The sequence below is a fragment of the Methanosarcina sp. 2.H.T.1A.6 genome (genome assembly GCF_000979455.1).
Taxonomy (GTDB): Archaea; Halobacteriota; Methanosarcinia; order Methanosarcinales; family Methanosarcinaceae; genus Methanosarcina.
In genome coordinates this window covers 53,622-78,938 of the sequence record NZ_JJOY01000006.1, presented here as the reverse complement: position 1 = coordinate 78,938, position 25,317 = coordinate 53,622, and the positions used below count along the sequence as shown (strand labels likewise).

Below are 25,317 nucleotides of genomic sequence, written 5' to 3'. Positions count from 1 at the left end.
TTGAAAATTAACGGTTGCCGCTAATAATTTTCAGTTTTGCCATTAAAACCTTGAAAGAAATAACAAATTTTCATTAATAACTATTATCTATTCTAATGTATATTATTAAAAGGAGGAAGACATCCTGGGATAGGTAAATATTAACAGTACAACAAAAGAGAAAAAGAATTGAAAGGGATGGAAAATATGGGGACTTCAAGAGTTATAACGGAATTTAAAGAGTTTACTTCTTTTCTTCAAACTTTATGGGGCATCCTTGCAGGAGTGTCCGTTCTGTTTCCTCTTTCCAATGCTTTAATAAAGATAATTCCTCTGGGAGAATGGCCTGATGAAGGTGCTTTGAAGTATTTCTCTCCGGAGCAGGTTACCGTTGTAACCATGCTTATTTGCTTGTTTGTAATGTTCCATATATTTTGCAAACGCCGCCTCCTGAAAGCTGAATGGGAAATGAGTCAAAAGGAATTCAAAGGTATTTCATTTGAGAAACGAATGCAACAAAATTCGGTTATTTCCTTCTTCTTGGGAATTTTAGCTCTGCTTGTATATTTTTCTATTACTCACATGGACTTTCACTCCCTCTTTGGCTGGACAAGCGATGATCCTATTTTTGTATTTGTTGACATCCTTTTTTTAATATTCTACAGCGCATTCTTCGGATTGGTAACGAGGGCATTTGTGCTTCTGGGAATGACAGAATATTTATCCGAACAAATAGAAACTCAATGAGTAATTAGTTACATAAAGCTTAGATCCTATCCGAAAAGTCAATATCAACATATTGAAAAGTCATAATAAGTATATAATATAAGAATATCCATTCCGGTTTTGCATTTAATACATTGCAAAAGTTGCATAGTTACCCACTTTTCGAATAGGCTCAAAGATAGCAGATTAACTATTGGCTTCGGAATTCGTCTAAAAACAAAATCAGTTAAAAGACAAAAGTACGTGAGGTCATAAAACTTCTTGAAGCCGATGGCTGGTATCTGGTTGCAACAAAAGGTAGCCACCGGCAATATAAGCCCCCTACTAAACCCGGCAGGGTGACAATTGCAGGGCCTCTTTAGATTAAGCGATTCTTTTCTACTGGGGAGAGTTTTCTGATTCACATTTCATCCAGTATGCGTTTGATATCCGGTTTTGCTTCTGGAATACCTTCTTTAACGGATAACCAGACTACCTTCAAATTCACTCCAAAATAAGCATGGATCAACTTGTCCCGTATGCCTGCAAGATCTTTCCAGGGTACGGACAGGTATTTTTCACGTACTTCAGAGGGGATGTTCTTTGTTGCTTCGCCAATAATTTCCAGAGCTCTGATTACTGCAAATTGGGTTTTACGGTCGGCAGCAAAATCATCGAATGTCAAGTTGTTGACAAACTCTTCTGCTGCTTCCATTGCATCATAAATATCCTGGACATAATCTTTTACTTCGCGGATCTCAATCCCTCTTCAGACGGCTTCAACTTCTCTCAGGATGTGTTTGCCTATATTTGGTTTTAAGGCATCTTTCATAACCAGATCTACCTTAACGCCGAGAGATTCCGAAAGGTAGTTTTCAAGGTTGACAAATTTAAAAATAGTAGGAGTCTTACTGAATTCCACAAGCACGTCCAGATCGCTTTCTGGTTTCTGTTCTTCCCGAATATAGGACCCAAAAACCCCCAGGTAACTGACGTGGTATCTCTCTCTAAGCTCCGGGAGCATTTCGTGGAGTTTTTGAATGTAGACTTCAACTTTTTTTTGGTTTTCAGGCATTTATTCAGGCTCGTTGTTTTCTTTTCTGGTATATTATAGTAATTTGCTGTTGTAGTATTTATAATTACTAAAGAGGAAAATTGGAATCTGTGTCTTGAATCAAAATCAGTTTAAATATATTTTTCCTGCCGGCGGTCTGCTTAAATCTACCCCGAATACGTTTGTTAAGATAAAGTTAGAAAAGTGAAGTCGAAAAACCCGTGATTTTTTCAGCTTTATAAGGGGCACTTTGCCGGGCTTCTTTAGATTAATCGATTCTTTTTTCTTTGGGGAATTTTCTGATTAAAGCGATACTTTTTCAGATGAATCTTTGTTTTAGGAACTACCAGAAAAATTGAAAATTACACATAAATGTAACCTTCCAATTTGTAAATATCATCTAAATTGAGATCTGGGTATAATCCTCTGTAAGTAGCTATTGCAGCTATTACACTATCCAAAGCATCTCCTTCTGCATTCTCAACAGAGGTTTTCCACACTTTTGAATCAATTCCTGTTACAAATTCACTTTTCTTTAACTTAGACAAAATAGTTTCTCGGAGTTCACTGGAAGTGCTCTCTTTCCCTTTATAACCAGTAAAATACAGGTCTAAATCTTTGAGTGTAGAAGCTGGACAAATTTCAAGTACCCAGGGACTTGAAATTTCTTGATCTTCCATAGGTAATATTTTTGCTGATTTACTCATTACTAAGGGACGGAGTACGTTGTTTATTCCATAGTAAGTTTGTTTAAAAAGACGAAGATTACATGGGGGAAACGGCGAACCATTCTCTATATCTGTATATCTTCTTAGTTCTTTTTTTCCAGTCAATTTTAAGGCTCTGTCATGACATCTTTGGCGAAACTGATAAGGATCACCGTAATTTTTAGAAAAGTTTTTTATGAAATCTATCCAGTTATCTTCATCTATAATGCTTTTTGGTAACCCAAAAGGAAAATCAAGGCCAAAAGCGGCTCTTGGACTGGAAGCAATAACTTTAGTTAAGATTTCAAAGGATCTGTCACGGGAGAGATTTCCATATTTTTCTTTTAAGTTCCAGCAATCCTTAACGAGAAGTCCCTTGTCTGTAGAAATTGATTCACAAACCCATATCTTCTTGCAGGCCTCTTTCGAGCCACTAAAATCTACGCCGTAAATTGTAGATTTGGGGAATAGATTTTTCATGTGTTTACTTCCGTATTAATATCCCTCTATTGGAAGGAATTTTAGTTCTTATAAAATTCTATAAATTGTCTATTAAGCTTCACTGCTGGATTAATTCATATAATTCTTCTCTAGATTTTTCAATATCTTGAGTAATATCTTCTCGAAAATTCTTACAAAAGGATACTATCTCCTCTTTTCCTATCTCAACTTTTTTATTTCTTCCTTTCGTGGCATCCATCATTTTCAGAAATAGATCCAAAGACTGCTTTAAATTGTTTCTCTCAGGTATTAAATACTGATACCTATAAATTTCATCTATCGGGTGCTTATTGATATCAGCATTGCCAATATTATTTTCATCACCATTTATTGGGATATTTCCTTCTATAGAATAAACAGGGACTCTTGAACTTAGCACAATAATCAAAGGATCATATAGTTTTTCAAGCCTTTTTTCAATTAATTCAATTTTTTGTTCATTCCTCGATTGTTGGATCATTTTCTCCGTTTTGTCTACTGCCAGATGAGTTAAATGGGTATACCATCCAGTAACAATTACAAGGATTACAGTTGCAAGCGCTGTAATTAATGTAGAATAGTTATCTATTGATTCTAAAAGTGACATACAATTAACATAACTTTGCAGAATTTCATCCTTTTTATTTAGGACCAAATAGTCTCCTGCTTTCTCCTTAAGTTTTTTATTATATCAAAAACCGGACTTCTGGACAAAAAGTGAAAATTTTTCCCACAAGTAATTCATTTGAAATATATTTTTCCTGCCGGCGGTCTGCTTAAATCTACCCCGAATACATTTGTTAAGATAATGTTCAGAAAAGCGAAATCGAAAAACCCGTGATTTTTGCATCTTTAGAAGGGGTACTCTGCAGGGCTTCTTTAGGTTAAGCGATTCTTTTTCCTGTGGGGAGGTTTTTCTGATTCAAGCGAATTTTTTCAAGTGAATTATGGATCAAGGAAAGCTGTCAGAAACTGGACCGCCGAATACAAAATAAAATTCTTCCCCCATCACCAATTCAATTGAAATATAATTTTCCTGCCCGGCGGACATCATAATTGCAACGAATGTTATAAGTTTTCATATTTGGGAAAAATGAATTGCTGTTTATAATAGATCTCTTGATTAAAGATAGATTTATTTTCCATTACATGAAAATATTTTAGGTTAAAACATTAATTTGGAGAATATTTGTTAAGAATAAGATTTTTAATGGCTTTTATATATTTCCCATTTGGCTAATTTATTGAAAATAAAAATATAACAAATTCTTAATGTATAAACACTGACGATATATTTTAGATGCACATTTATATATAGCTTAGATTATCAATTCATAAAAAATTGGTGGGTATACCTATGAATCCTATATTCAGCAAGGGACAAATTGTGAGATTAGTTAATACAGAAAAGATTGGATTTATTTATGAAGATCCAAAGATTATTTCTGGTGAATATTATTATACTCTCTTTATTGAAAATTCTCAAAAAACTTATTCTGAAGAAAGCTTGGAATCTGCCGAAGTCACAAAAAGGGATATAAATGTAATGTTTCGGGAAAATCATTTTGTTCCATTGAAGGATTTTATGAGTTATCTTACCTACATCAAGATTGAAATACCTCTTTCCAATAATCTTTATGCATTTTTATCATCAAGAACTGAATTTCAAGTTCATCAATTCAAACCTGTGCTAAAATACCTTAACTCTCCTTATCAGAGGCTATTAATTGCAGATGAGGTTGGTGTTGGAAAAACCATCGAAGCTGGAATCATTTATACTGAATTGTTATCGAGATATGATCTAAAAAATGTATTGATTATTTGTCCTTCTGCTTTACATTATAAGTGGCAAAAAGAGATGAAAAAACGTTTCGATGAGGATTTTTCAATTATTGATTCAAATACCTTGAAAATATTTTTTAGAAAATATGAACGTTATTCAAGTGGAGTATCTCTAAAGGGTATAGCATCAATTCAGATGTTAAGGAATGAAGAGATTTTGAAAGAATTCGAAAGACTGCAGATTCCTTTTGATTTGGTGATTATTGACGAAGCTCATCATATGAGAAATGAAAGCACAAAAAGCAATTCGTTGGGGAAAATAATCTCAGGAATTGCCGACGGGATGATTTTGTTATCAGCAACGCCTCTCCAATTGGGAGATAAGGATTTATTTAATTTATTAAACATAATGCTTCCTGAGCACTTTGATAATTTTGATACATTTCAAGAACAGGTAAAGCCAAATGAATTCATAAATTTGGCTTTATTGAAGCTTTCCCGAAAAGAATCCCCAAATTCTATTTTACATGCATTAAATAAAGTTGAACAAACGAATCAAAGAGAAAGGTTTTTAGCAAATCCTAATTACAATTACTGCATAAAATTATTGTCAAAAAACACACTTCTTGACAGTGAAGAAACAGCTCATTTGCAAAGAAAACTTAGTGATCTGAATGTTCTTTCTCAAGTGTATACGAGAACAAAAAAGAAGGAAATAACTACAGAATTTCCAATTCGAGAACCTGTTACTATAAATGTACAGTTAAATGATGTAGAACGCTTTTTTTATGAAAGAATCTCAGATTTATTCTTGAATCTACATCCAGGCTGTCCTCCTGGCTTTTTATTACAAATGCCACTAAGACAAGTTGCTAGTTGTATCCCTGCTTCGGTAGAGTATCTAAGAGATATGTATAGCAAAGGGATGTTTGATTTATCCGAAGAAGATTATGAAGAAGACATTTCTGGCATACAAAAAATAACTTTCACAAAATCAGATCTTGAGAATATTAGTTATTTAATAAAGTTCGCTGAAGAGAACATCTCGGAACTGGATTCAAAAACAATTGCTTTTATAAAAACGATTAAAGAAACCACAAGTAATGATGAAATTAAGAAAATAATTATTTTTTCCTTTTTTAAAAGAACATTAAAATTTCTCGAAACAAAACTAAAAACTTTGGGATTGTCAGTTGTTAGAATTGATGGGGATGTACCATTTATTGAAAGAGATAAAATAATTGATGAATTTGCTAAAGCTGACGGTTATCAGATCCTTCTATCTTCTGACGTGGGCGGTGAAGGATTAGACATGCAGTTTTGCAACTGTATGTTTAATTATGATTTACCATGGAATCCAATGAAAATTGAACAGAGGATTGGTAGATTAGATCGATATGGACAGAAAAGTCCCAAAATACACATTTATAATTTTTCTATTGAACGAACTATTGAATCTGATATTTTCCTTCGACTATGCAATAGAATTGGTGTTTTTGAACAATATATCGGGGAATTGGAGCCAATTTTAGGAAATCAGATAAATCAGTTAACTAGAGAAATTATAAATCCTAAACTAACTCTTGAGCAGCAAAAGACAAAGGCAGATCAAGTTGCACTTGTGATCGAAAAAAAGAGACAAGAACTTGAATTATTTGATAAGGAAAGAAAGAAAATCATTGGCCAAAATAATTACTTCACTGAGCAAGTTTCTGATATCTTAGAAAATGAAAAATTCATAACACCTCTTGAAATTATTAACTTTATAAGCACTTTTATAAATGATCACTATCCTAAATCAAAATTTAGGGCTTCAAAGAAAAATGGTGGAGTTTTCCAGATAAGTCCTGATCCCGAATTTAGAACTTTCATCAGAGAGTTCCTTAAAAGAGGAAATGTCGAAAATGAATTGATTGAAAGATTCCTAGACTTAACAAGTCGAGACGATTTTGAAATCACTTTTGATTATAAAATTGCCAATACAGATCAATCCATAGAATTTGTTACATTAAGGCATCCTCTGGTAAAAGCGATCATCAGTTTTTATAAAAATAAAGAGTTTAAGGCGATAACCAAAATCAAATTTTACGATGAGGAAGCAACTCAGGAAAGAGATTATCTGTTTTTCATATACCTCCTTGAAATTTCCAGTTTTACTAACTCGTTAACTTTTGTGCCGGTTGTTGTTGATATTCTGGAACAAACAATAAATGACAAATATTCAGAAAATCTGTTCGAAATTTTTAAAAAGTCAAATGATTTGTTGGATAATATCAATATTTCGGAACAAGATATCAATTTATGCAAAGAAATTTCAGAGAATTTTGTAATAGAGAAAAAACGACACCGTGAGAATGAATTAAAAGAAATTAATGAATCACTTGTCAATGATCAATTAAGTAGCCTTAAACAAACATTCGATATAAATACAGCCAAGATTGATGAAACGATCGAAAAAATAAAAGAGCATCTAGATAACAAATCAATGAAGATTTTAAAAATGAAAGAATCACAAAAAATCAATTTGGCACGTAATTATGAAAACAAAAGGGAAATCCTGGAATCAAACAAAAAAGTAATAGTTAGTCATGAGTTAATTTGTGGGGGAATTATTAATGTCAGAAGATGAATTTTTAGATGAAGGTGAAGAGTATATCGTTGACATCTATGCAGATATCGAGAGAAATCTAAGATCATATTCCGGTTTTGACTCACTGTTCAGGGAATTGATTCAAAACTCGGATGATTCTGCAAATGGACAAAATGTTAATGTGGACATATTGTTTAACGAAGATGCTCTCGTTCTGAAAAATAATACGGTTTTCACGGATAGAGATTGGGAACACATTAAAAAAATTGGTTCTAGAAACAAGGAAAGTGATTCCGAAAGGGCAGGTAGATTTGGAATTGGATTTACCTCGGTGTTTAAGATCTGCGATACCTTGAATATCCATTCAAAAGGGGCATCAAAGAAAGCTGATTTGAGCAAGATCAACACATCAAAAAAATGGAGGGCATATACAAAACCAAAATACTCTGAAAATAATACTACCGAGTTTGAGTTCTTCTGGAGGACAGAAGATTCCAATGTACGTACATTAATTAATGGGGATATTGTCACACCTAAAAAAAAAGAGGAGTATCTAAATGGAGTCATAAAGTGTATAGATAACGATCTCCATTTTTTAAAAAACATAACAAGAATTAGGATTTATGAAAGAGAAAAACTCCTCAAGAGTATTGAAATTGACAGAAAATCTCTGGTCATTGGATATGTGAACCTCTGGAAGGAAGTAAAAACAATTACAATAAATAACAACATTTCTACTGTTTATTTATATCACTACAAATTAGAAAATGAGTTTTCCGAAGAATATGCCACCGGAATTGCAAGAAATAGTTCGATTTTACTTTCCATAGCATTCGACTGTTCTAACTTTGAAAACGGAAGAATCTTTTGCACTCTTCCTACTGAAATGTGCACTGGTTCTCCACTTAATATAAATTCTGATTTTCAGCCCGATCCTAACAGAAGACAAATAATTACTAAAACCGACGATGAAAAGGGACTATATAATTTAAAAATATTTGAATATCTCCCCAATCTTCTTGATTCTATAATAGACGACCTTAAAAACACTTTAACAGTAGAGTCTTTCTACACGCTATTGAATTCTTTTTTGAATAATGAAACTATAGTAAGTTCATATTTCCAAGATTTCGTTGACGTTCTTATTAACTCTGATCCTGATGTAATTTTTATAAACAATGAGTGGCACTGCATAAACGATGTAAAATTCTCAAGGAATTCTACGATAATTCCATTTTTAGAAAGGATTGAATACCCCATAATTCCTGAAGAGCATTCCATTTATCACGATTTATTCGAAAAATTGGGTGTAAAGGAGTTTGAACTTGAAGATTTAATTTCTTTGATAGAAGAGAATATTCCAGAGAAAACATTATTTAAGGAATCGATTTTTGAGTCAAAAGATGAATTAATAAGCATCTTCAATTATCTCGAAAACTTAGATAGGGATACATTAGAAGAAAATAAAGAAACGATTAAAAGAATTAATATTTTTTTAACTAATAACTCAAAATTGATTAATTTTAGTATAGGTAAAATCACACGGTACCCAAAAGAACTTGAATCATTGAAAGGGGATTTGACTTTCTCGAAGATAGATGATGAATTATTTCATATTTTTAAGGAACTATTGGAAAGACTGGATATATTTACAGTTACTTCTCCTAGGGATATTATTGAGTTACTAAGTAGTGACTTCGAAGCCCAGACTTTTCCGTTGGATTTGATTAATTCAAAGCCTTATTTGAACACAAAAGAAAAACTTGTTACAATAATAACCTTCCTTGACCCCTTCTTAAAAATTATAGCATGCTTAAAAACCAATCAACCAATCTCCACAGATTTAATAAATAAATTTGGAAATAAATCATTTGAGGAAGGGTTTATTAGACCTCATACTCGCCAATATAGGGATTGTGAATTATATTTTGAAAAATATTTAGAGAGAACTAAATATTTACCACTTTCATTAAGTGAAGAAGGTTCTTTATATTCATTAGAGAATAATAAAGTATTCAACCTGATTTCACAGCTTGAAAAAGATTTTGCTTCCAGATATCAACTGGTAACAATAGATCCAGACATAGCATCTATGCTGAAAAGTTTCGGTTTTGTTCAAGAGCTTGATCTTGTAAGTATTTTTTTCAATGTAAAACAAGAATGTGAATCTGGCATCGCATTAGAACAGAATTTTCTTTTATTATTATATCAGTTAATGGTAGATAAGAAAAATCAGCTAATTGATAACAGTAAACTTAAATATTTGATTGAGAATTTGCCAATATTCATTGATAACAAAGGGAATACCTGTTCTTTGAAAAATGAACAAAAAGAAATATTCTTGCAAGGATCATTCGACGACTATACTGGCATTGCTCGAATATTAGATAATGAAATGATAGATAGTGTAGATGAGTTCAAGAAATCAATTCTCAGAGACCACTTTAAAATAAAAACTTTGGATTTTAAATTGTTTGTTGAAAATTACTTAGAAGATATTTTTAATGAATCAGATGTTGATACTGACAAAAAATTGGAATTAATAAAAGATCTGAGCACTACCACTTTGGAATCTGAAAAAGTAGGAAAAATTTTAAAAAATACAAAATTTATCTATTGTAATGATCAGGAATTCCATTATCCGTACGAAAGAGATATTTTTTATCTGAATCCAAAAGAGAAAGAAGTTTTTGCTTCGAAAAATGATCTACTAATAATGGACCCTAATGTCAAAATTATAGTTTCTAAATACAACCTTATAAAGAAATTAGAGTTGGATCACATTTTTTATTATACAGAGGCTGGTTTAAATAAAGGTTCAATTCTAAATGATTCAGATATAGTTTTATTGTATAAATTAATTTTTGATGATAGCAGCAGCTTATCTAATAAAGAGTTGAAATCAAGAATCCGAAGACTACCTATTTTTAAAAATACTCAAGGCAAACCATGTACTCTGGAAAACAATGGAAAAGAAATGATGTTGCTGGGTGATTATAGAGATCCTATTGGTATCAATGAAATTTTAAGCAATGATTTGATTGACAAGGTAGATAATTTTAAAAAAGTAGTTCTTACTGAGTATTTGGGAATTAAGACTCTTGATTTCAAGTTGTTTGTTGAGAGATACTTTCCAGAAATATTTAATGATGAAAGTATAGAAAAGAGTAAAAAATTGGAACTTCTTAAGGAACTGAATAAGAAGTTTCTTAATTTGAATGATGATCCCAATTTTGATATAAATATTCTGAGAAGAATTAAGTTAGTCTATTGCCAAGATGGCAATTTTTACTTCCCTAGTCATGAAAACCTATATTTTAAAAATGAGTTAATTGATGAAATTTTTGAAGATGATTATCTTTTCCCTTGCCTGGAAGATTTCGAAGATTATAGGCGAATGTATGAAATATTAGAAATTAAAAGTCAACTATCACCACGAGAAATTATCGATTACGTAAAACAGAAAATATCTCTTGAAGAAATTGATTTAAATTTAATTAACAAGATGAGAACTATTTTTGTGTATATAAATGATCACTGGGGATCATTTGAAGATTTCTCAGAATTAGCTGAAATTAAATGGTTACCGGCTACAGATGATAGCAAAACATTGTATAATCCATCTTCATTATTTACGCAAAGCAAAGTTAGCAAAGCTCAAAACACTAGACAATATTTGATTTATCTTGATAATATACGGTATTTGGATGTCACAGATAAGCAAATTATTAAAGCTGAATTAGTAAATGTTCTTAAATTAAAAAACGTACATAGAATTCCTACGGGTTTAATTATAGATAACATAGAGCAAGCCAACAAAAAACATAAGCCTCTGAAAAACTATCTTGAAATCTACAGCGAGATTAATAGAAGGATTGATAATAAATCATACAATTCTTGGGCTCAAGACATTAACAGGTTAAATGACTTCCCTTCTATTTACATCAAATACCAGAATGAGGACGAATTCTCATTTTTTGAACCATGTAGAACATTTAAAAATGATTCCACAGTAGAGTTATATGGAAATGAATATATAGGCTATTTGACCAGAAAGTTTGTTGTCGATTGCGAAAAGTTGATAAATTATTTGCATATTCTGGAAGCGCCTGATTGTCGGACTATTAAAGGGATTTTTAAGAATATCAACGACAAATATGAGAAAGATAATTATCTTATTTCTTCAGAAAAAGATAAAAATATTGTAATTAATTGTTTAAAAGAACTAAATAAAAATATTGATGATTGTAATTTCGGTTCAGATTTGATCTCAGAGTTACAAACTTTGCACATTCTCTATAACAATGAAAACGTATTGTTAAAGCCAAATATGGCTATATTGGAAGATAATCCGAGTCTAGCTGATCAATTTAGAGGAGAACTCGGCACTTATTTTGTAAAATATAACACAGACTACTTAAATCTAATTAATCGATTAGAAATAAAAAGATTAAGTAGACTCGTGGAAAAAGATCTCGAATTCAAGCCAGATGTAAGTTCATTGGAAATTAATGAAGATTACACATACAAAGTTCGCTGGATATCGGAATTACTGCCCAGAATTAAAATAGAAAATGAACACTTGGAAGATGAGTGGGCGGAAATCTGTCCGGAAATAAAAGTATATCAATTCGATGATTTGTCTGTTTTAAAGTACGTTGTTTGGGATGGTACAAAGCATAATTCATGTGCCAACGAGATAAATTGTTACATTGAAATGAATGGTAACGTATTTAGTGAAATCTATGTAAAAGAATCCAATGAGGAAATACTTGAATCCTTAGCAGAGGAAATTTTTGAAGATATCCATCCAAACATCAGCAAAGATTTTAAATCTGTCATTTACACACTTTTAACTAAAAGCTCTCCTAATGGTATGGATGAGTATTTAACTTTCCTTAATTATACACAAGTAGAAAAATCAGACGATACTTTGCTGCAAGTTGATAAAAAAATAGATGATAACATCTCTGATGAAAGTGAAGAACTTCTGGATGAAGGGAATCATGAAAGTGATGACTACTATACAGATAGTCGCAAAGATATTGGCAATGATGAATGCATTGAAGCCAATGATACTAAAGAAATTTTAACTTCCAAAACAGAAGAAAAACTCGCAAAAAATGAAGTTTTTAACTCTGTTAATACTTCGACAGCCTCAATTAATAATACTTTTGATGAAGATACGATCAGTAAACACTCTCCACAAAAAAATAAAATTACAGATTATAATGGCAGTACTAGCCTAACGGATGAAAGTTCTATTAATTTCAAAAACCAACAAAATGACAAAATAAATACTAATTCAAATGATGGAGCTGATTTCGGGAAAGAAAAGGTAAATAAAAGACCTGTTAAGCTTGATCATGTGGATATCAGTAATAGGAAGATCCCAGATAGTTCGAGATCTGAACAGATCGGAAAACAACATAAACAGAACAAAACTAAAAGCCCACAAGAGCAAGATGATGAATATTCAGAAGTGAAAAAAGGGAAAACAACAAGTCCCTCTATGGGTACAAACTTTAAAGAAAAAATTATTGAAAATAATTCATCTTCACCTACGGGAGGAAAAAATAATAATGGTGCTATTGAGGAGAAAGAGGAACCTCTGCCCCTTGAAGAAACTCAACAAATAAAAAGAAAAGCAAAGGAAAGGTTCAAAAAATGCATAAGAAGAGAACGTTCCAATAATATTAGAAGATCTACAAGTGAGCGCTTAGATCCTAACGAGCAAGACAAAGATGCAGTAAATGAAATTAAAGAATGGTATAAGGGTAGATGTCAGATTTGTGGGCGTACTTTCAGAGAAAAGAATGGCATGAGAAACTTTTGTGTAGTCACAAAATTAGATGAAATCAGAAATCAGGGGATCTCCGATATTTCAAATATGGTTTGTTTATGTTCTTACCACGCAGCAATTTTCAAACATGGATTTAAAGATATTGACCTTGATAATGTGAAGAAAAACGAAGTAATTGTCAAAGTTTATGATGAATACAATGAAAAAAAAGAATCATATGAAAATACTGAGTATGTAATTAAATACAAACAGCGCCACTTTTTAGAATTCCAGTCTTTACTAGAGTGGAACAACGAAAAGGTTCAATGAGTGTAATATAGTTAAAATGTATTCTCTTCAGGTACCTTAAAGTGTCTACCTGAAGAGTCTTTCTTAATTAAAAAAAGAGAAGTCCGTCCCTCTAAAAGGAACAGACAAAATTAACCAACTTCACTTTTTATCCATTACTTTCCTGTACATCCTCGCCTGGAACCCGTGATACTTCGCAAACCCTTCAGCATCCTGCTGGTTGATGGTCTGGCTGTCAAAGGAGACAAGGTCTTCGGAATACAGGGCATTTGGAGAGTAGCGGGCAAGGATAGTAAGTGCGCCTTTGTAGAGCTTCACTTTCACTGTGCCTGTGACCCTTTCCTGGGACTTGTCGATAAAGGCATTGAGGTCGGCATAGAGGGGTTCGTCTACAAGGCCATAGTAGGCAAGTTCGGACCACTGCTCTTCAACGCTCTTCTTGAACTTCAGTTCCCCGCGGGTGAGGACGAGTTTTTCGAGGTCGGCGTGGGCTGCGAGGAGGACGGTTGCAGCCGGGTGCTCGTAATTCTCGCGGGCTTTTAAGCCAAGGACACGGTCTTCAATCATGTCTGTCCTGCCGACGCCGTTCTCCCCTGCAATTCCGTTCATCTTCTTGACAAGGGCGTAGCCGCCGAGTTTTTCGCCGTCAATAGCGACAGGGACTCCTGCTTCAAAGTCGATGTCAACGATCCTGGGCTCGTTCGGGGCATCTTCTGCGGATCTGGTCCACTCGAAGATCTCTTCCGGCGGGACGAAGGATGGGTCTTCAAGCCTGCCGCCTTCGATGCTGCGGCTCCAGATGTTTTCGTCAACGCTCCAGGGCTTGGATTTGGTGGCTTCGACAGGGATGCCGTGCTCTTTTGCGTAGTTGATTTCCCATTCGCGGGTCAGGTTCATCTCACGCATAGGGGCAATAACGTCCATGTCGGTCTGGCGGAAAACGGCTTCGAAGCGGAGCTGGTCGTTTCCTTTCCCGGTACAGCCGTGAGCAAGGGCAACTGCGCCTTCTTTAATGGCAGCTTCGACCACTTTCTTGGCGATCAGCGGGCGGGCTACCGATGTGCCCATGACGTAGCCTTCGTAGTTTCCGTTGGCTTTGATCAGGGGGAAGATGTAATCTCTTACGAACTCTTCCTTTGCATCAATAGTATAGTGCTTGTTGCTGATCTTCTCGGCTTTCACATCAGCTTTCCTGATCTCTTCTTCGGGCTGGCCTACATCGACCGAAATTGTAACTACTTCATCGTACCCGTACTTTTCCTTGAGGATGGGGATGCACACCGAGGTGTCAAGCCCACCGGAATACGCAAGTGCAACTTTCTTTACCATGCTTTTACTACCCCTTGTCTGGCGGATTTGTGATAAGAACGAAATGATTAACGTGTCAATGAATTAACGTGTTAATGGGTTTAACAGTCAATGGATTAACGTGTTAATGGACTAATAAGTTTAATAAGTTTAATTAATTTGATAAGTTTTATCAGTTTAATAAGTTTTATAAATATAATAATTTTGGTAGCAATATGCTGAGTCCGGATAAATTTGACAGCTAACGGGCTGGTAAGTTTAAATATTGATTATCTTTTGCCGGAGGATGGAAAGCCACCCTGCCGGCTCCGATTCTCACATAATTTCTTCCGTTAGCGCAACGGTTTTTCTTCAGCAGTTACTCTACTGGCAGGTTTTTTCAGGTCTTTTTCTTTACCTTACTGCCCCATATCTTTATGATACTCGTTGATGGATTTGATTGTCAGGTCCTGTCCGTTCTTCATGGTCTCTATAGCATCGGCTGCAGCAACTGCTGCCTGGATGGTGGTAATGTAAGGGACCTTGAAGTCAACAGCTGCCCGCCTGATTCTGGAGCCGTCTTTACGTGACTGCTTGCTTGTGGGGGTGTTGATGATCAGGTCTACTTCGTCCCTGCGCATCATATCTATGACATTCGGGCTTCCGTCGTGGATCTTCTTTACAGTGTCCATGAAGACCCCGTGCTGTGCAAGGTAGTTTACAGTACCGCGTGTGCCCATGAGTTCAAGGCCTGCTGCTTGCAGTTTCTTTGCAACTTCCACAAGTTTGGGTTTGTCTGCTTCCCTGATAGAGAGGAAGACCTTTCCTGTAAGGGGCAGGAGGTTGTCAGCTGCAAGCTCTGCCTTATAGTATGCCCTTCCGAAATCGTAGTCAATGCCCATGACCTCTCCGGTACTCTTCATCTCGGGTCCGAGTACGGGATCTGCTCCCGGCAGTTTGTCAAAGGGCAGGAGGACTTCTTTGATCGAGACATGTTTGGGCTTTGGCTCGTCCGTGTAGCCCAGGCTCTTTAAGCTGTGCCCGGCAATCACTTTGGCTGCAATCTTTGCAAGAGGGAGGCCGACAGCTTTTGAGACGAAAGGAATTGTCCTGCTTGAACGCGGGTTTGCTTCAAGCACAAAGACCTTTCCGCCTTTCTCTGCCATCTGGATATTAATCAGGCCCTTGACCCTGAGGCCCAGAGCAATCTTCCGGGTGTAGTCCCTTACCTGGTTAAGCACTTCGGGGGAGAGAGACTGGGGCGGGATAACACAGGCCGAGTCTCCTGAATGTATGCCTGCTTCCTCAATGTGCTCCATGATTGCCCCGATAAGTACATCTTTCCGGTCGCAGACCGCATCCACATCGATTTCGCAAGCGTCTTCCAGGAAGTCATCGATAAGGATGGGGTGTTCCGGAGAGACCCTGACTGCCTCTTTCATGTAGCGTTCCAGGTCGATTTCGTCATAAACGATTTCCATTGCCCTGCCGCCGAGCACATAAGAGGGGCGCACCAGTACCGGGAACCCGATCCTTTTTGCAACCTCGATTGCTTCCGGCTGCGAGGTCGCATATCCGCCTTCCGGCTGGGGGACGCCAAGCTTCTGCATAAGGAGGTAGAACTTTTCCCTGTCTTCGGCAAGGTCCATATCCTCCGGATCAGTGCCCATGATCACGGTATCAAGGTCTGCCCTGCGCTTTAACTCCTTTTTCAGAGGGATTGCAAGGTTCACCGATGTCTGCCCTCCGAACTGCACAAGAACACCGTCAGGCTTCTCACGTTCGATTACGTTCATCACGTATTCCATGGTGAGGGGTTCAAAAAAGAGCTTGTCCGAGGTGTCAAAGTCGGTTGACACGGTTTCAGGGTTGTTGTTAATTATATGGGTCTCTATGCCCTCTTCCCTGAGTGCGGTTACTGCATGGACGGTACAGTAGTCAAACTCTATTCCCTGCCCGATCCTGATCGGCCCTGCTCCGAGGATGAGAATTTTCTTCCGGTCGGTTGGGGTTGTCTCGCAGGTGTCCTCGTAAGTGGAATAGTAGTAGGGAGTTGCTGCCTGGAACTCGGCTGCACAGGTGTCCACCATCTTGAAGGTAGCAAGAATTCCGGCTGCATGCCTGAGGTCGCTTATTTCCTGCCTGGTCTTTCCTGTCAGCTCTGCAAGGCGGCTGTCAGGGAAACCCATCCTCTTTACTTCGCGCAGGAATTCAGGAGTGAGTTCTTCTACGCGGATGCGCTTTTCCATATCCACGATATTCTTCATCTTTGAGAGGAAGAAGGGGTTGATGCCCGAAAGTTCGGCAATTTCCTTTACCGGCATTCCTCTCTCAAGCGCGTGGAAGATCACAAAAAGGCGTTCGCTTGTGGGGGTCTTGAGGAGAGTTTTGATTTCAGGCTCTTCCCAGCGTTTTATTCCCAGCTGGGAGTCAATGTCAAGAGACTTGAAAGCCTTCAGGAGGGACTCTTCAATTGTCCTGCCTATTGCCATGATTTCCCCCGTACTTTTCATGGCTGTGGTCAGGGTCTTGTCTGCGGTGGTAAACTTGTCAAAAGGCCACCTGGGAATCTTTGTGATCACGTAGTCCAGAGCCGGCTCAAAAGAGGCAGGAGTACTCATGGTAACGTTGTTTATGATCTCGTCAAGTGTCATTCCGATTGCAATCTTTGCAGTTACACGGGCAATCGGGTAGCCTGTAGCTTTGGATGCAAGGGCTGATGACCTGGAAACCCTCGGGTTTACCTCGACAATGCGGTAGTCGCCTTCCTTTAAGGCGTACTGGATATTGCACCCTCCTTCGATCTTGAGGGCACGTATGATCTTAATAGAGGCACTCCTGAGCATCTGGTGCTCTGCGTCGGTCATTGTCTGTGAGGGGGCAACAACTGCCGATTCTCCTGTGTGCACGCCCATGGGATCAATGTTTTCCATGTTACAGATCACGATACAGGAATCATTGGCATCCCTCATGACTTCATACTCGACCTCTGCCCAGCCGAGCACGCTTTCTTCAATAAGTACCTGATTAATGCGGCTGCGCCTGAGCCCGCGTTCCGTAATCTCAAGGAGCTCTTCTTTTGTGCGGGCAATTCCACCGCCAGCGCCACCGAGGGTGTAAGCCGGGCGGACAATTAGGGGCAGGCCGAGTTCCCCGACAACCTCTTCGGCTTCTTTTAAGGAATGGACTGCGCGGCTTAAGGGAACCTTTTCCCCGATACTCAACATAGTTTCCTTGAAGAGTTCCCTGTCTTCCGTGTTTTTGATAGCGTCAACAGGAGTTCCCAGGATCCGGACGCCGTATTTTTCAAAGACGCCCATTTCTGCAAGTTCACTGGTAATATTAAGGCCTGTCTGCCCGCCAATGCCTGCAATGATCCCGTCAGGGCGCTCTTTTTCTATTATTCTTTCCACAATCCTGGCATCAAGGGGCTCGATATAGACCGAATCAGCCATTTCGGGGTCGGTCATAATGGTTGCAGGGTTTGAGTTTACAAGCACAACCTGCAAGCCTTCTTCTTTTAAGGACCTGCAGGCCTGGCTTCCTGAGAAGTCGAACTCTGCAGCCTGTCCGATTGTGATCGGCCCGGAGCCTATAAGCAAAACTTTTTTTATGTCCTCGCGTTTTGGCATCAGAGATCCCCTCCGAGGACCTTTACAACCTTGCCGAAGAATGTCTCCTCGGTATCCATGGGCCCCGCCTGGGCTTCAGGGTGGAACTGCACACTGAAAATGTCCAGGTCTTTGTGGGAGACCCCTTCAACGGTTTTGTCGTTTGCGTTCAGGTACTTCACATAGAGCCCTGTCCCTTCAAGGGAATCCGCATCCACGGCATACCCGTGGTTCTGGGAGCTTATGAAAATCTTGTTTTCAATAAGGTCCTTTACTGGCTGGTTTCCTCCCCTGTGCCCGAACTTAAGCTTGTAAGTCCTGGCTCCCATTGCAAGGGAAATAATCTGGTGTCCGAAACAGATCCCGCAGACCGGAATTGTGCCTGCAAAAGCCTTTACGGCGTTGATCGCGTCTGTTGCTTTTTCCGGATCTCCCGGACCATTTGAGATAAAGAGAAGATCAGGCTCATAGCCTGCAATTTCTGTGGGTTTTGTGGTTGCAGGGACCAGTGTAAGGTCAATTCCCCTTTTATGCAGGTTGTTTATGATGTTCCTTTTTATCCCGAGGTCAACTACAACTGCATGTTTGGGTTTGCCGCTGCCCTTCCAGGCGCCTTCCGCTCCGGGGATAAAGTGGGGTTCCTTACATGTTACACTTGCGATAAGTTCTTCATCCGTCATCTGTGGAAAATTCCTTGCCACATCCACGGCTTCTGCCCCATCGTCACTGCCAGTGATCAGGGCTGCACGCATAGTCCCACGCTCCCTTGCCCCTATGGTGAGCATACGGGTGTCCACACCTTCGATCCCTGGTTTTCCTTCATCCTCTAAAAATTTGTGGATAGAACGAGCGGATTTGTAGTGATAGGGTTTTTTGCAGGCTTCCCGGACAACAAGCCCCTCCGCGTGGATGTTGTCGGACTGGAAACGCTCCCCGCTGACACCATAATTCCCTATAAGAGGGTAGGTGAACATTAAAATCTGGCCCTTGTAGGAAGGGTCAGTCAGAGCCTCCTCATATCCCGTGAATTGAGTGGTAAAAACAAGTTCGCCGCAAGCTGTGCCTTCGGCACCAAAACCGGTGCCCTTAATAATAGTTCCGTCTTCTAATCCTAGTACTGCTTTCATCATCTGAACCTGCGAGTAAATGACATAAGACATGTATAAGTGTTGCGATGATTTTTCTGATTACCTTATTTTTCTATTTTGTTCCATCTTTTAATATATAAATATTTCAATTAAATATCTTCTTTCGAGACTCCGTCTTTCAAACTACAAATAAAAATCTCTCCCAGGAAATCCGGTATTCCGCAATAATATAATCAAAATGCATTAATGAAATGTTAAACAGTTTCTGTAAATTACCACTGTATCCTCGTGGAAATAATTCATTTTTATAAAAATATAGTTGTTACTTGAAACCACAATATGCTAAAGTAAAAGTAAATATCATACTTTTTGATCCTGCGTTTATATGTGCTTTATGCCAGTTTATTCCGTGGAAATATTTATTATATATAAATATTCCGCAAAAATAGTATATATGATAGGGGCAACAGTATTGGTAAGAATAATAAGCTATTTAATCTGTGAAAAATAGAAAGTTCTATTAAATCTATATCATATCTATATTTTTAACTGTCTTAATTTCATTCTATAAACCGCGAATTAATTCGAGTAAAATATAGTTCTTATTAACCGGGTTTTTGTGGCAATTTTCTACATTTAGTAATCACTGTTAATAGTTTTTTAAAAGCATTCGGTCAAACCGGGTATTATTATGAACAAAAATATAAAACTCGAAGTACGAAACATTACTAAAATTTTTGGTAAGGACCCCCAGAAAGTAATTTCCCTTCTAAATAAAGGTTTATCCAAAAATGAAATTTTTGAAAAGACAAAACAGACCATAGGGCTCAACAATGTTAACTTTGAGGTCTACGATGGAGAAATTTTCGTAATAATGGGGCTTTCGGGTTCCGGAAAATCCACCCTCCTGCGCTGCTTGAACCGCCTTATCGAACCAACGGGCGGAGATATTCTGATCGATGGGAAGAACATTACTGATATGGACCCTCAGGAACTGAGAAGTGCCCGCAGGAACAAGATTGGAATGGTTTTTCAGAATTTTGCCCTGCTGCCTCACAGGTCTGTCCTGGATAACGTGGCTTACGGGCTTGAGATCCAGGGGATTCCTAAAGAAGAACGCTATTCGCAGGCGCTTGAAGCCATAGAAACCGTAGGGCTCAAAGGCCATGAGCATAGCAGGATAACACAGCTCAGCGGAGGTATGAAGCAGAGGGTAGGGCTTGCAAGAGCGCTTGCCAATGACCCTGACATCCTGCTTATGGACGAGGCTTTCAGTGCCCTTGATCCCCTTATCAGGGGCGATATGCAGGACGAGCTGCTTGCCCTCGAGGACAGGGTGCAAAAGACAATTATCTTTGTCTCCCACGACCTGGATGAAGCCCTGAAAATCGGGGACCGCATCGCACTCATGAAAGACGGGGAAGTTGTACAGATAGGGACCCCTGAAGAGATTCTGACCGAGCCTGCAGATTCCTATGTTTCGAAGTTCGTCGCAGGGGTTGACAGGTCAAAAATCCTTGTTGCTGAATCGGTTATGAAACGGCCTGAACCGCTCGTACCCATCAATTCCGGGCCCAGGGTTGCCATTCAGTTGATGAAAGACCATGGGATCTCCTCTATTTATGTGGTTGAGGGGAAGAACAGGCGCCTGAAAGGCATACTTATGATAGGTGATGCCCTTGAAGCCCTGAAAACAGGAAAGAGCCTTGAAGCAGTGATGATTCCGGACATCCCCCGTGTGGCTCCGGATCTGCCTCTCAATGAGGTAATCCCTCTGATTGCGGAAAGCCAGTACCCTCTTGCAGTAGTCAATGATTCAGGAAAGCTGCTCGGAATTATAGTCCGGGGCAGTGTGCTTGGTGCTCTTGCAATTTCCGGAGAGATCGGGCAGGATGAGATTCCTGACGGAAAAGCTTCAGAAGAAAGAGACTCCGGAGAAAATATTCCTGAAGAGAAGCCTCCTGAAAAAATGGTCCTCATCGGCAAAAATGAAGGCGAAGCCGGACCTCCGCCCGCAGGCTCAGGTAGCCCTGGCAGTATAATTAACAACGGAATTGACAGTGGGCCTGTGCCTGTGGAGGCAGAAGCAAAGAACGAAGCTCCTGCCAAAGCCCCTGCCAGGTCTGATGCCATGCCGGGTCCCGAGGTGAAAACATGCTGATTCCCCGGCTCCCCATCGGAGACACAGTCGAGTTTGCTGTTGACTGGATCGAGGGCAATTTCGGCACATTTCTTGACCTCACAAGCGATAAGCTTGATTTCCTTATCTCGGGTTTGAAAGACGCGCTTCTTTTCCTGCCTCCCGAACTCTTCATCCTCGGAATTTCCCTTTTTGCCTACTTTGCCGGGAAGCGCAATATCAAGCTTGCAGCAGGGACTGCATTCGGTTTTTTCCTTATCCATAATATGGGACTCTGGGTGCTCTCGATAGAGACACTCGCCCTCGTGCTCTCCTCTGCCCTGCTGACCCTGCTTATAGGGATTCCCGTGGGGATCCTTTCTGCAAAAAACGATGTACTTTACCATGTTGTAAAGCCCTCGCTTGACTTAATGCAGACCATGCCGTCTTTTGTGTATCTGATCCCCGCCCTGATCTTTTTCGGGCTCGGAAACGTCCCGGGCATGATCGCAACGGTTGTCTTTGCCATGCCTCCTGCAATCAGGCTCACTAACCTGGGGATCAAGCAGGTGCCAAAAGAGCTTATCGAAGTCGCAGACGCCTTCGGCTCCACGGGCTGGCAGAAGCTTGCAAAGGTGGAACTGCCTGTGGCTCTCCCGACCATAATGGCCGGGGTCAACCAGTGCATTATGCTCTCCCTTTCCATGGTCGTCATTGCAGCCATGATCGGAGCCCGAGGACTCGGGTACCAGGTCCTTTTCGGGATCCAGCGGGTGGACATCAGTATGGGCTTCGAAGCAGGGCTTGCTATTGTCATAATAGCGGTTGTCCTGGACCGGATTACCCAGAAACTCAGCCCCAGGTAAAAACGTTCCACTCCTGATGCCTTCTTGAAACCGGCACTCTGGATTCAGAACTCTTCACTTTAACAGGGCCACTCCTTCCAGACAGCACCATACAGTGTAAAACAGTGTCTGGAAGAGGTGTATCACTCACTTCAATCCCCCTGAAATAATCCCAAAATAAGAATAAAAACCAAAAATAGAATGAAATTCAAAAATAGGTTGTAGATATTTTGACCAGTATAAAACTAAACCCTGAAGGAAAAAAGATCGGATCGATTTTTACAATTGTTCTGATCATAGGGCTTACCCTCTTTGCGGCAGGCTGTGCAGAACAAGGAGATGAAGCTGTAGAAGGAGCAGAGGTATCAGAGTTAAGTGAGCCTGTGAAAATAGGATATGTCTTATGGGACGGTGAGATTGCAAGTACCAATGTGATGCAGCAGGTGCTCGAACAGGCAGGGTATGAAGACGTGGAAATCATTGCAGTTGATGTAGGTCCCCTTTACCAGGGACTCGCTGACGGGCAGTTTGATTTTACCACATCTGCCTGGCTTCCCTATACCCACCAGAATTACTGGGAAACTTACGGAGACCAGCTTGACTCTGTCCAGACAAACCTCGAAGACTGTAAGATAGGACTTGTTGTGCCTTCCTATGTAACTATAGACTCCATTGAAGAGCTCAACTCCGAAAAGGACAAATTTGACGGTAAGATCATCGGCATTGACCCCGGAGCAGGCATCATGCAGGTATCCGAAAACGCAATTTCCGAGTATGACCTTGATATGGAGCTTGTCTCAGGCAGCAGTGCTGCGATGACCGCTTCCTTGAAAAAAGCCATTGACTCCGAAGAATGGGTAGCTGTGACCCTCTGGTCTCCCCACTGGGCTTTTAACCGCTGGGACCTCAAGTACCTTGATGACCCTAAAGGCGTTTACGGCGATGCTGACCACGTTGAAACCCTGGCAAGGCTTGGGCTCAAAGAAGATAAGCCCAATCTCTACGGCATCCTGACCCGCTTCCAGTGGACCCATGACGATATCCAGGCAGTAATGGTGGACATTGAAAACGGAATTGCTCCTGAAGAAGCCGCAGCAAACTGGGTAAAGAGTAACCCTGAAAAAGTCAATGAATGGATCGGAGAGAAGTAAATTTCTCTTCCATTTTCCATTTATCTTTTTTCGCCTAATTTTTTATTTTCACTGTCTGTCTTTTCTTTCTGTCTTCATTTTGTTTTATTTTCATCCTTTTCCAGGGCGGTTTGTTCGAATAGCTACAGGTCACAGCCTCCGGTACAGTAGCAGTATAATATGGTATAGTAGCAGTACAGTATAATAATACAGTATAATAATACAGTATCATTGCACAGTATAATAGCAGTACAGTTAATAGCTTCAGAAAAAGCAAAAGAAAATAATCCGGGGTCACTTTTATGGAAAAACCGAACTTCAGAACAGAGATGCTCAGAACCCTCGAAGGCAAAACTCCTGCTCAGATATCGGTTGGCACTTTCACAACCGCGCCTGTACTCGAGCTTATGGATCTGAGCGGAGCAGTCAGACCCGAAGCTGACAGCCAGCCCGAAAAAATGGCACTGCTTGCTTTTTCCCAGTACGTCAACGCCTCTTTTGAAACCCTCAGGTATCCTTTTGATATGGTTGTGCTCGGAGAAGCCCTGGGCTGTGTTGTTGATCCGGGTACGAAAGCCAGGACCCCTGCTGTACTTAAGGGCCCTATGGAATTCTCTCCCGCAGTTCCGGAACTGCCTGAGGATCTTCTGGAAAGGGGCAGGATCCCGGTTGTCCTGAAAGCTACTGAAATCCTCAGGGAAAAAGCCGGCTCGAAACTCCCGCTTATTGTGGGGATGGAAGGGCCTGCCGATCTTGCAGCTTCCCTTTGCGGGACTACCCGTTTCCTGAAATGGACCATAAATAAGCCTCATATTGTGAAAAGGCTTGTTGAACTCTGCACGGATGCCTGCATAATATACGCAAGGGAGTGCCTGAAAAGGGGAGCCGATGTGGTCGTCATTGCAGATGCAGTCTCCTCCCCGGACATGATTTCTCCTGATTCCTTCCGGACTCTGATAAAACCGGACATGTCAAGGATTCCTAAAGCCCTCGGGGGCGGCAAAAGCGTGCTCCACATCTGCGGCGCCGCCGACCCGATAATTGCGGATATGACAGAGTGCGGGTTTGATGGGCTCAGCCTTGAAGAAGGCATAAAAGACCTTAAAAAGGCTGTGGAAACCACCCATGAAGCCGGTACAGCTGTAATCGGTAGCGTTTCAACCTCCAGTACCCTCTTCAGGGGCAGGCCGGAAGATGTAAAGAGAGAAGCTTTTGAGTGCCTGCGAATGGGTGTCGATGTGCTTGCTCCCGGCTGCGGGCTTGCCCCGGAAACCCCACTCAGGAACCTGAAAGCCCTGGTAGAAGCACGGAATGAATTTTGTGGGAGAAACCGATGAGTTCAGTCATTCGGATGCCCTTTTTAGTTATTTCAATATCTCCCACCAGTCATCCTGATGCTCTTTTTAGTCACCTAACTATATTTTTTCAGTTATTCGGATGCATATTTTAGGTATCCCGGTATACTTTATAGAAAAAGCCGCCGGCTTTGAGGCTGATGAAGGTGGAGGTGCCCGAAAAATGGATCAAAATAGATTTTCTGGTGAGAAAGAACCGTACCGGACTTACTCACTTGAAATGCCGAAAGTTCAACTTCATTTAAAATATAACTATATAGTAGTAATCCTCAAAAACGTACGGAGTTAGGGGCATAAATTCCCCCAGGTGTAACGACATTGACTACATTGAACTACATTGATATTCTCATTACGGGTTCTAACGTTTTTAGTTGCACTGAAGCTGCCAGATGTTATCCAAACGTAGCTAATGCTCCTTCTCATGATTCTTTCACTCGTTGCCTTCAAAGGCAACCTCCAGACCTGTCTCTTATACACATCTGACGCTGCCGACG

The 25,317-nt window shown here is 39.5% G+C and carries 15 protein-coding genes; 8 read left to right on the top strand and 7 right to left on the bottom strand.

Annotated elements, in window-relative coordinates; genetic code table 11:
* Positions 1 to 168 precede the first annotated feature (168 nt).
* Complete coding sequence (locus EO98_RS02375) at positions 169 to 726, top strand: hypothetical protein (RefSeq protein WP_048143810.1); 558 nt, start codon at positions 169 to 171, stop codon at positions 724 to 726.
* A 230-nt stretch (positions 727 to 956) separates the two neighbouring features.
* Positions 957 to 1,067 (top strand): type II toxin-antitoxin system HicA family toxin, encoded by a 111-nt coding sequence (locus EO98_RS17620; protein WP_082098446.1) that lies wholly within the window; start codon positions 957 to 959, stop codon positions 1,065 to 1,067.
* Positions 1,068 to 1,105: 38 nt separating this feature from the next.
* Here the strand turns inward: EO98_RS17620 and EO98_RS02370 are convergent, their stop codons facing one another.
* From EO98_RS02370 to EO98_RS02355, 4 genes are all read right to left on the bottom strand, one after another.
* Positions 1,106 to 1,399, bottom strand: coding sequence for a DUF86 domain-containing protein (locus EO98_RS02370; RefSeq protein ID WP_048141617.1), 294 nt, complete (start codon positions 1,397 to 1,399; stop codon positions 1,106 to 1,108).
* Positions 1,400 to 1,453: 54 nt separating this feature from the next.
* Positions 1,454 to 1,759, bottom strand: a complete 306-nt coding sequence (locus EO98_RS02365; protein WP_048141619.1) for a nucleotidyltransferase family protein — start codon at positions 1,757 to 1,759, stop codon at positions 1,454 to 1,456.
* A gap of 341 nt (positions 1,760 to 2,100) precedes the next feature.
* The gene (locus EO98_RS02360) at positions 2,101 to 2,925 is read right to left on the bottom strand and encodes a DUF429 domain-containing protein (RefSeq protein ID WP_048141621.1); all 825 of its coding nucleotides are present in this window, start codon (positions 2,923 to 2,925) and stop codon (positions 2,101 to 2,103) included.
* A gap of 79 nt (positions 2,926 to 3,004) precedes the next feature.
* Positions 3,005 to 3,532 (bottom strand): hypothetical protein, encoded by a 528-nt coding sequence (locus tag EO98_RS02355; protein WP_156160989.1) that lies wholly within the window; start codon positions 3,530 to 3,532, stop codon positions 3,005 to 3,007.
* Positions 3,533 to 4,282: 750 nt separating this feature from the next.
* On the opposite strand from EO98_RS02355, the gene EO98_RS02350 reads away from it, so the two are divergent.
* Both EO98_RS02350 and EO98_RS02345 read left to right on the top strand, forming a co-directional pair.
* On the top strand, positions 4,283 to 7,336 hold the full coding sequence (locus tag EO98_RS02350) for an SNF2-related protein (RefSeq protein WP_048141625.1): 3,054 nt from the start codon (positions 4,283 to 4,285) through the stop codon (positions 7,334 to 7,336).
* On the top strand, positions 7,323 to 13,409 hold the full coding sequence (locus tag EO98_RS02345; protein ID WP_048141628.1) for a sacsin N-terminal ATP-binding-like domain-containing protein: 6,087 nt from the start codon (positions 7,323 to 7,325) through the stop codon (positions 13,407 to 13,409). Before EO98_RS02350 ends, EO98_RS02345 begins: the two co-directional genes overlap by 14 nt.
* Positions 13,410 to 13,529: 120 nt before the next feature.
* Here the strand turns inward: EO98_RS02345 and EO98_RS02340 are convergent, their stop codons facing one another.
* The 3 genes from EO98_RS02340 to carA all read right to left on the bottom strand — a co-directional run bounded on the left by EO98_RS02340 (position 13,530) and on the right by carA (position 19,413).
* Positions 13,530 to 14,717: an argininosuccinate synthase gene (locus EO98_RS02340; RefSeq protein ID WP_048141630.1), complete on the bottom strand. Its 1,188-nt coding sequence runs from the start codon at positions 14,715 to 14,717 to the stop codon at positions 13,530 to 13,532.
* Positions 14,718 to 15,094: 377 nt separating this feature from the next.
* Positions 15,095 to 18,307: a carbamoyl-phosphate synthase large subunit gene (carB, locus tag EO98_RS02335; protein ID WP_048141632.1), complete on the bottom strand. Its 3,213-nt coding sequence runs from the start codon at positions 18,305 to 18,307 to the stop codon at positions 15,095 to 15,097.
* On the bottom strand, positions 18,307 to 19,413 hold the full coding sequence (carA, locus tag EO98_RS02330; RefSeq protein WP_048141634.1) for a glutamine-hydrolyzing carbamoyl-phosphate synthase small subunit: 1,107 nt from the start codon (positions 19,411 to 19,413) through the stop codon (positions 18,307 to 18,309). The genes carB and carA overlap by 1 nt, the downstream gene beginning before the upstream one ends.
* 652 nt (positions 19,414 to 20,065) lie before the next feature.
* Here carA and EO98_RS02325 point away from each other — a divergent pair.
* The 4 genes from EO98_RS02325 (at position 20,066) to mtaA (ending at position 24,805) form a co-directional block, all read left to right on the top strand.
* Positions 20,066 to 21,535, top strand: a complete 1,470-nt coding sequence (locus tag EO98_RS02325; protein WP_048141635.1) for a glycine betaine/L-proline ABC transporter ATP-binding protein — start codon at positions 20,066 to 20,068, stop codon at positions 21,533 to 21,535.
* Positions 21,529 to 22,359, top strand: a complete 831-nt coding sequence (locus EO98_RS02320) for a proline/glycine betaine ABC transporter permease (protein ID WP_048131508.1) — start codon at positions 21,529 to 21,531, stop codon at positions 22,357 to 22,359. Before EO98_RS02325 ends, EO98_RS02320 begins: the two co-directional genes overlap by 7 nt.
* 218 nt (positions 22,360 to 22,577) lie before the next feature.
* Positions 22,578 to 23,489, top strand: coding sequence for a glycine betaine ABC transporter substrate-binding protein (locus EO98_RS02315; protein WP_048141731.1), 912 nt, complete (start codon positions 22,578 to 22,580; stop codon positions 23,487 to 23,489).
* Positions 23,490 to 23,770: 281 nt separating this feature from the next.
* Positions 23,771 to 24,805, top strand: a complete 1,035-nt coding sequence (gene mtaA / locus EO98_RS02310) for a methylcobamide:CoM methyltransferase MtaA (protein WP_048141637.1) — start codon at positions 23,771 to 23,773, stop codon at positions 24,803 to 24,805.
* The last annotated feature ends 512 nt before the right edge of the window (positions 24,806 to 25,317 follow it).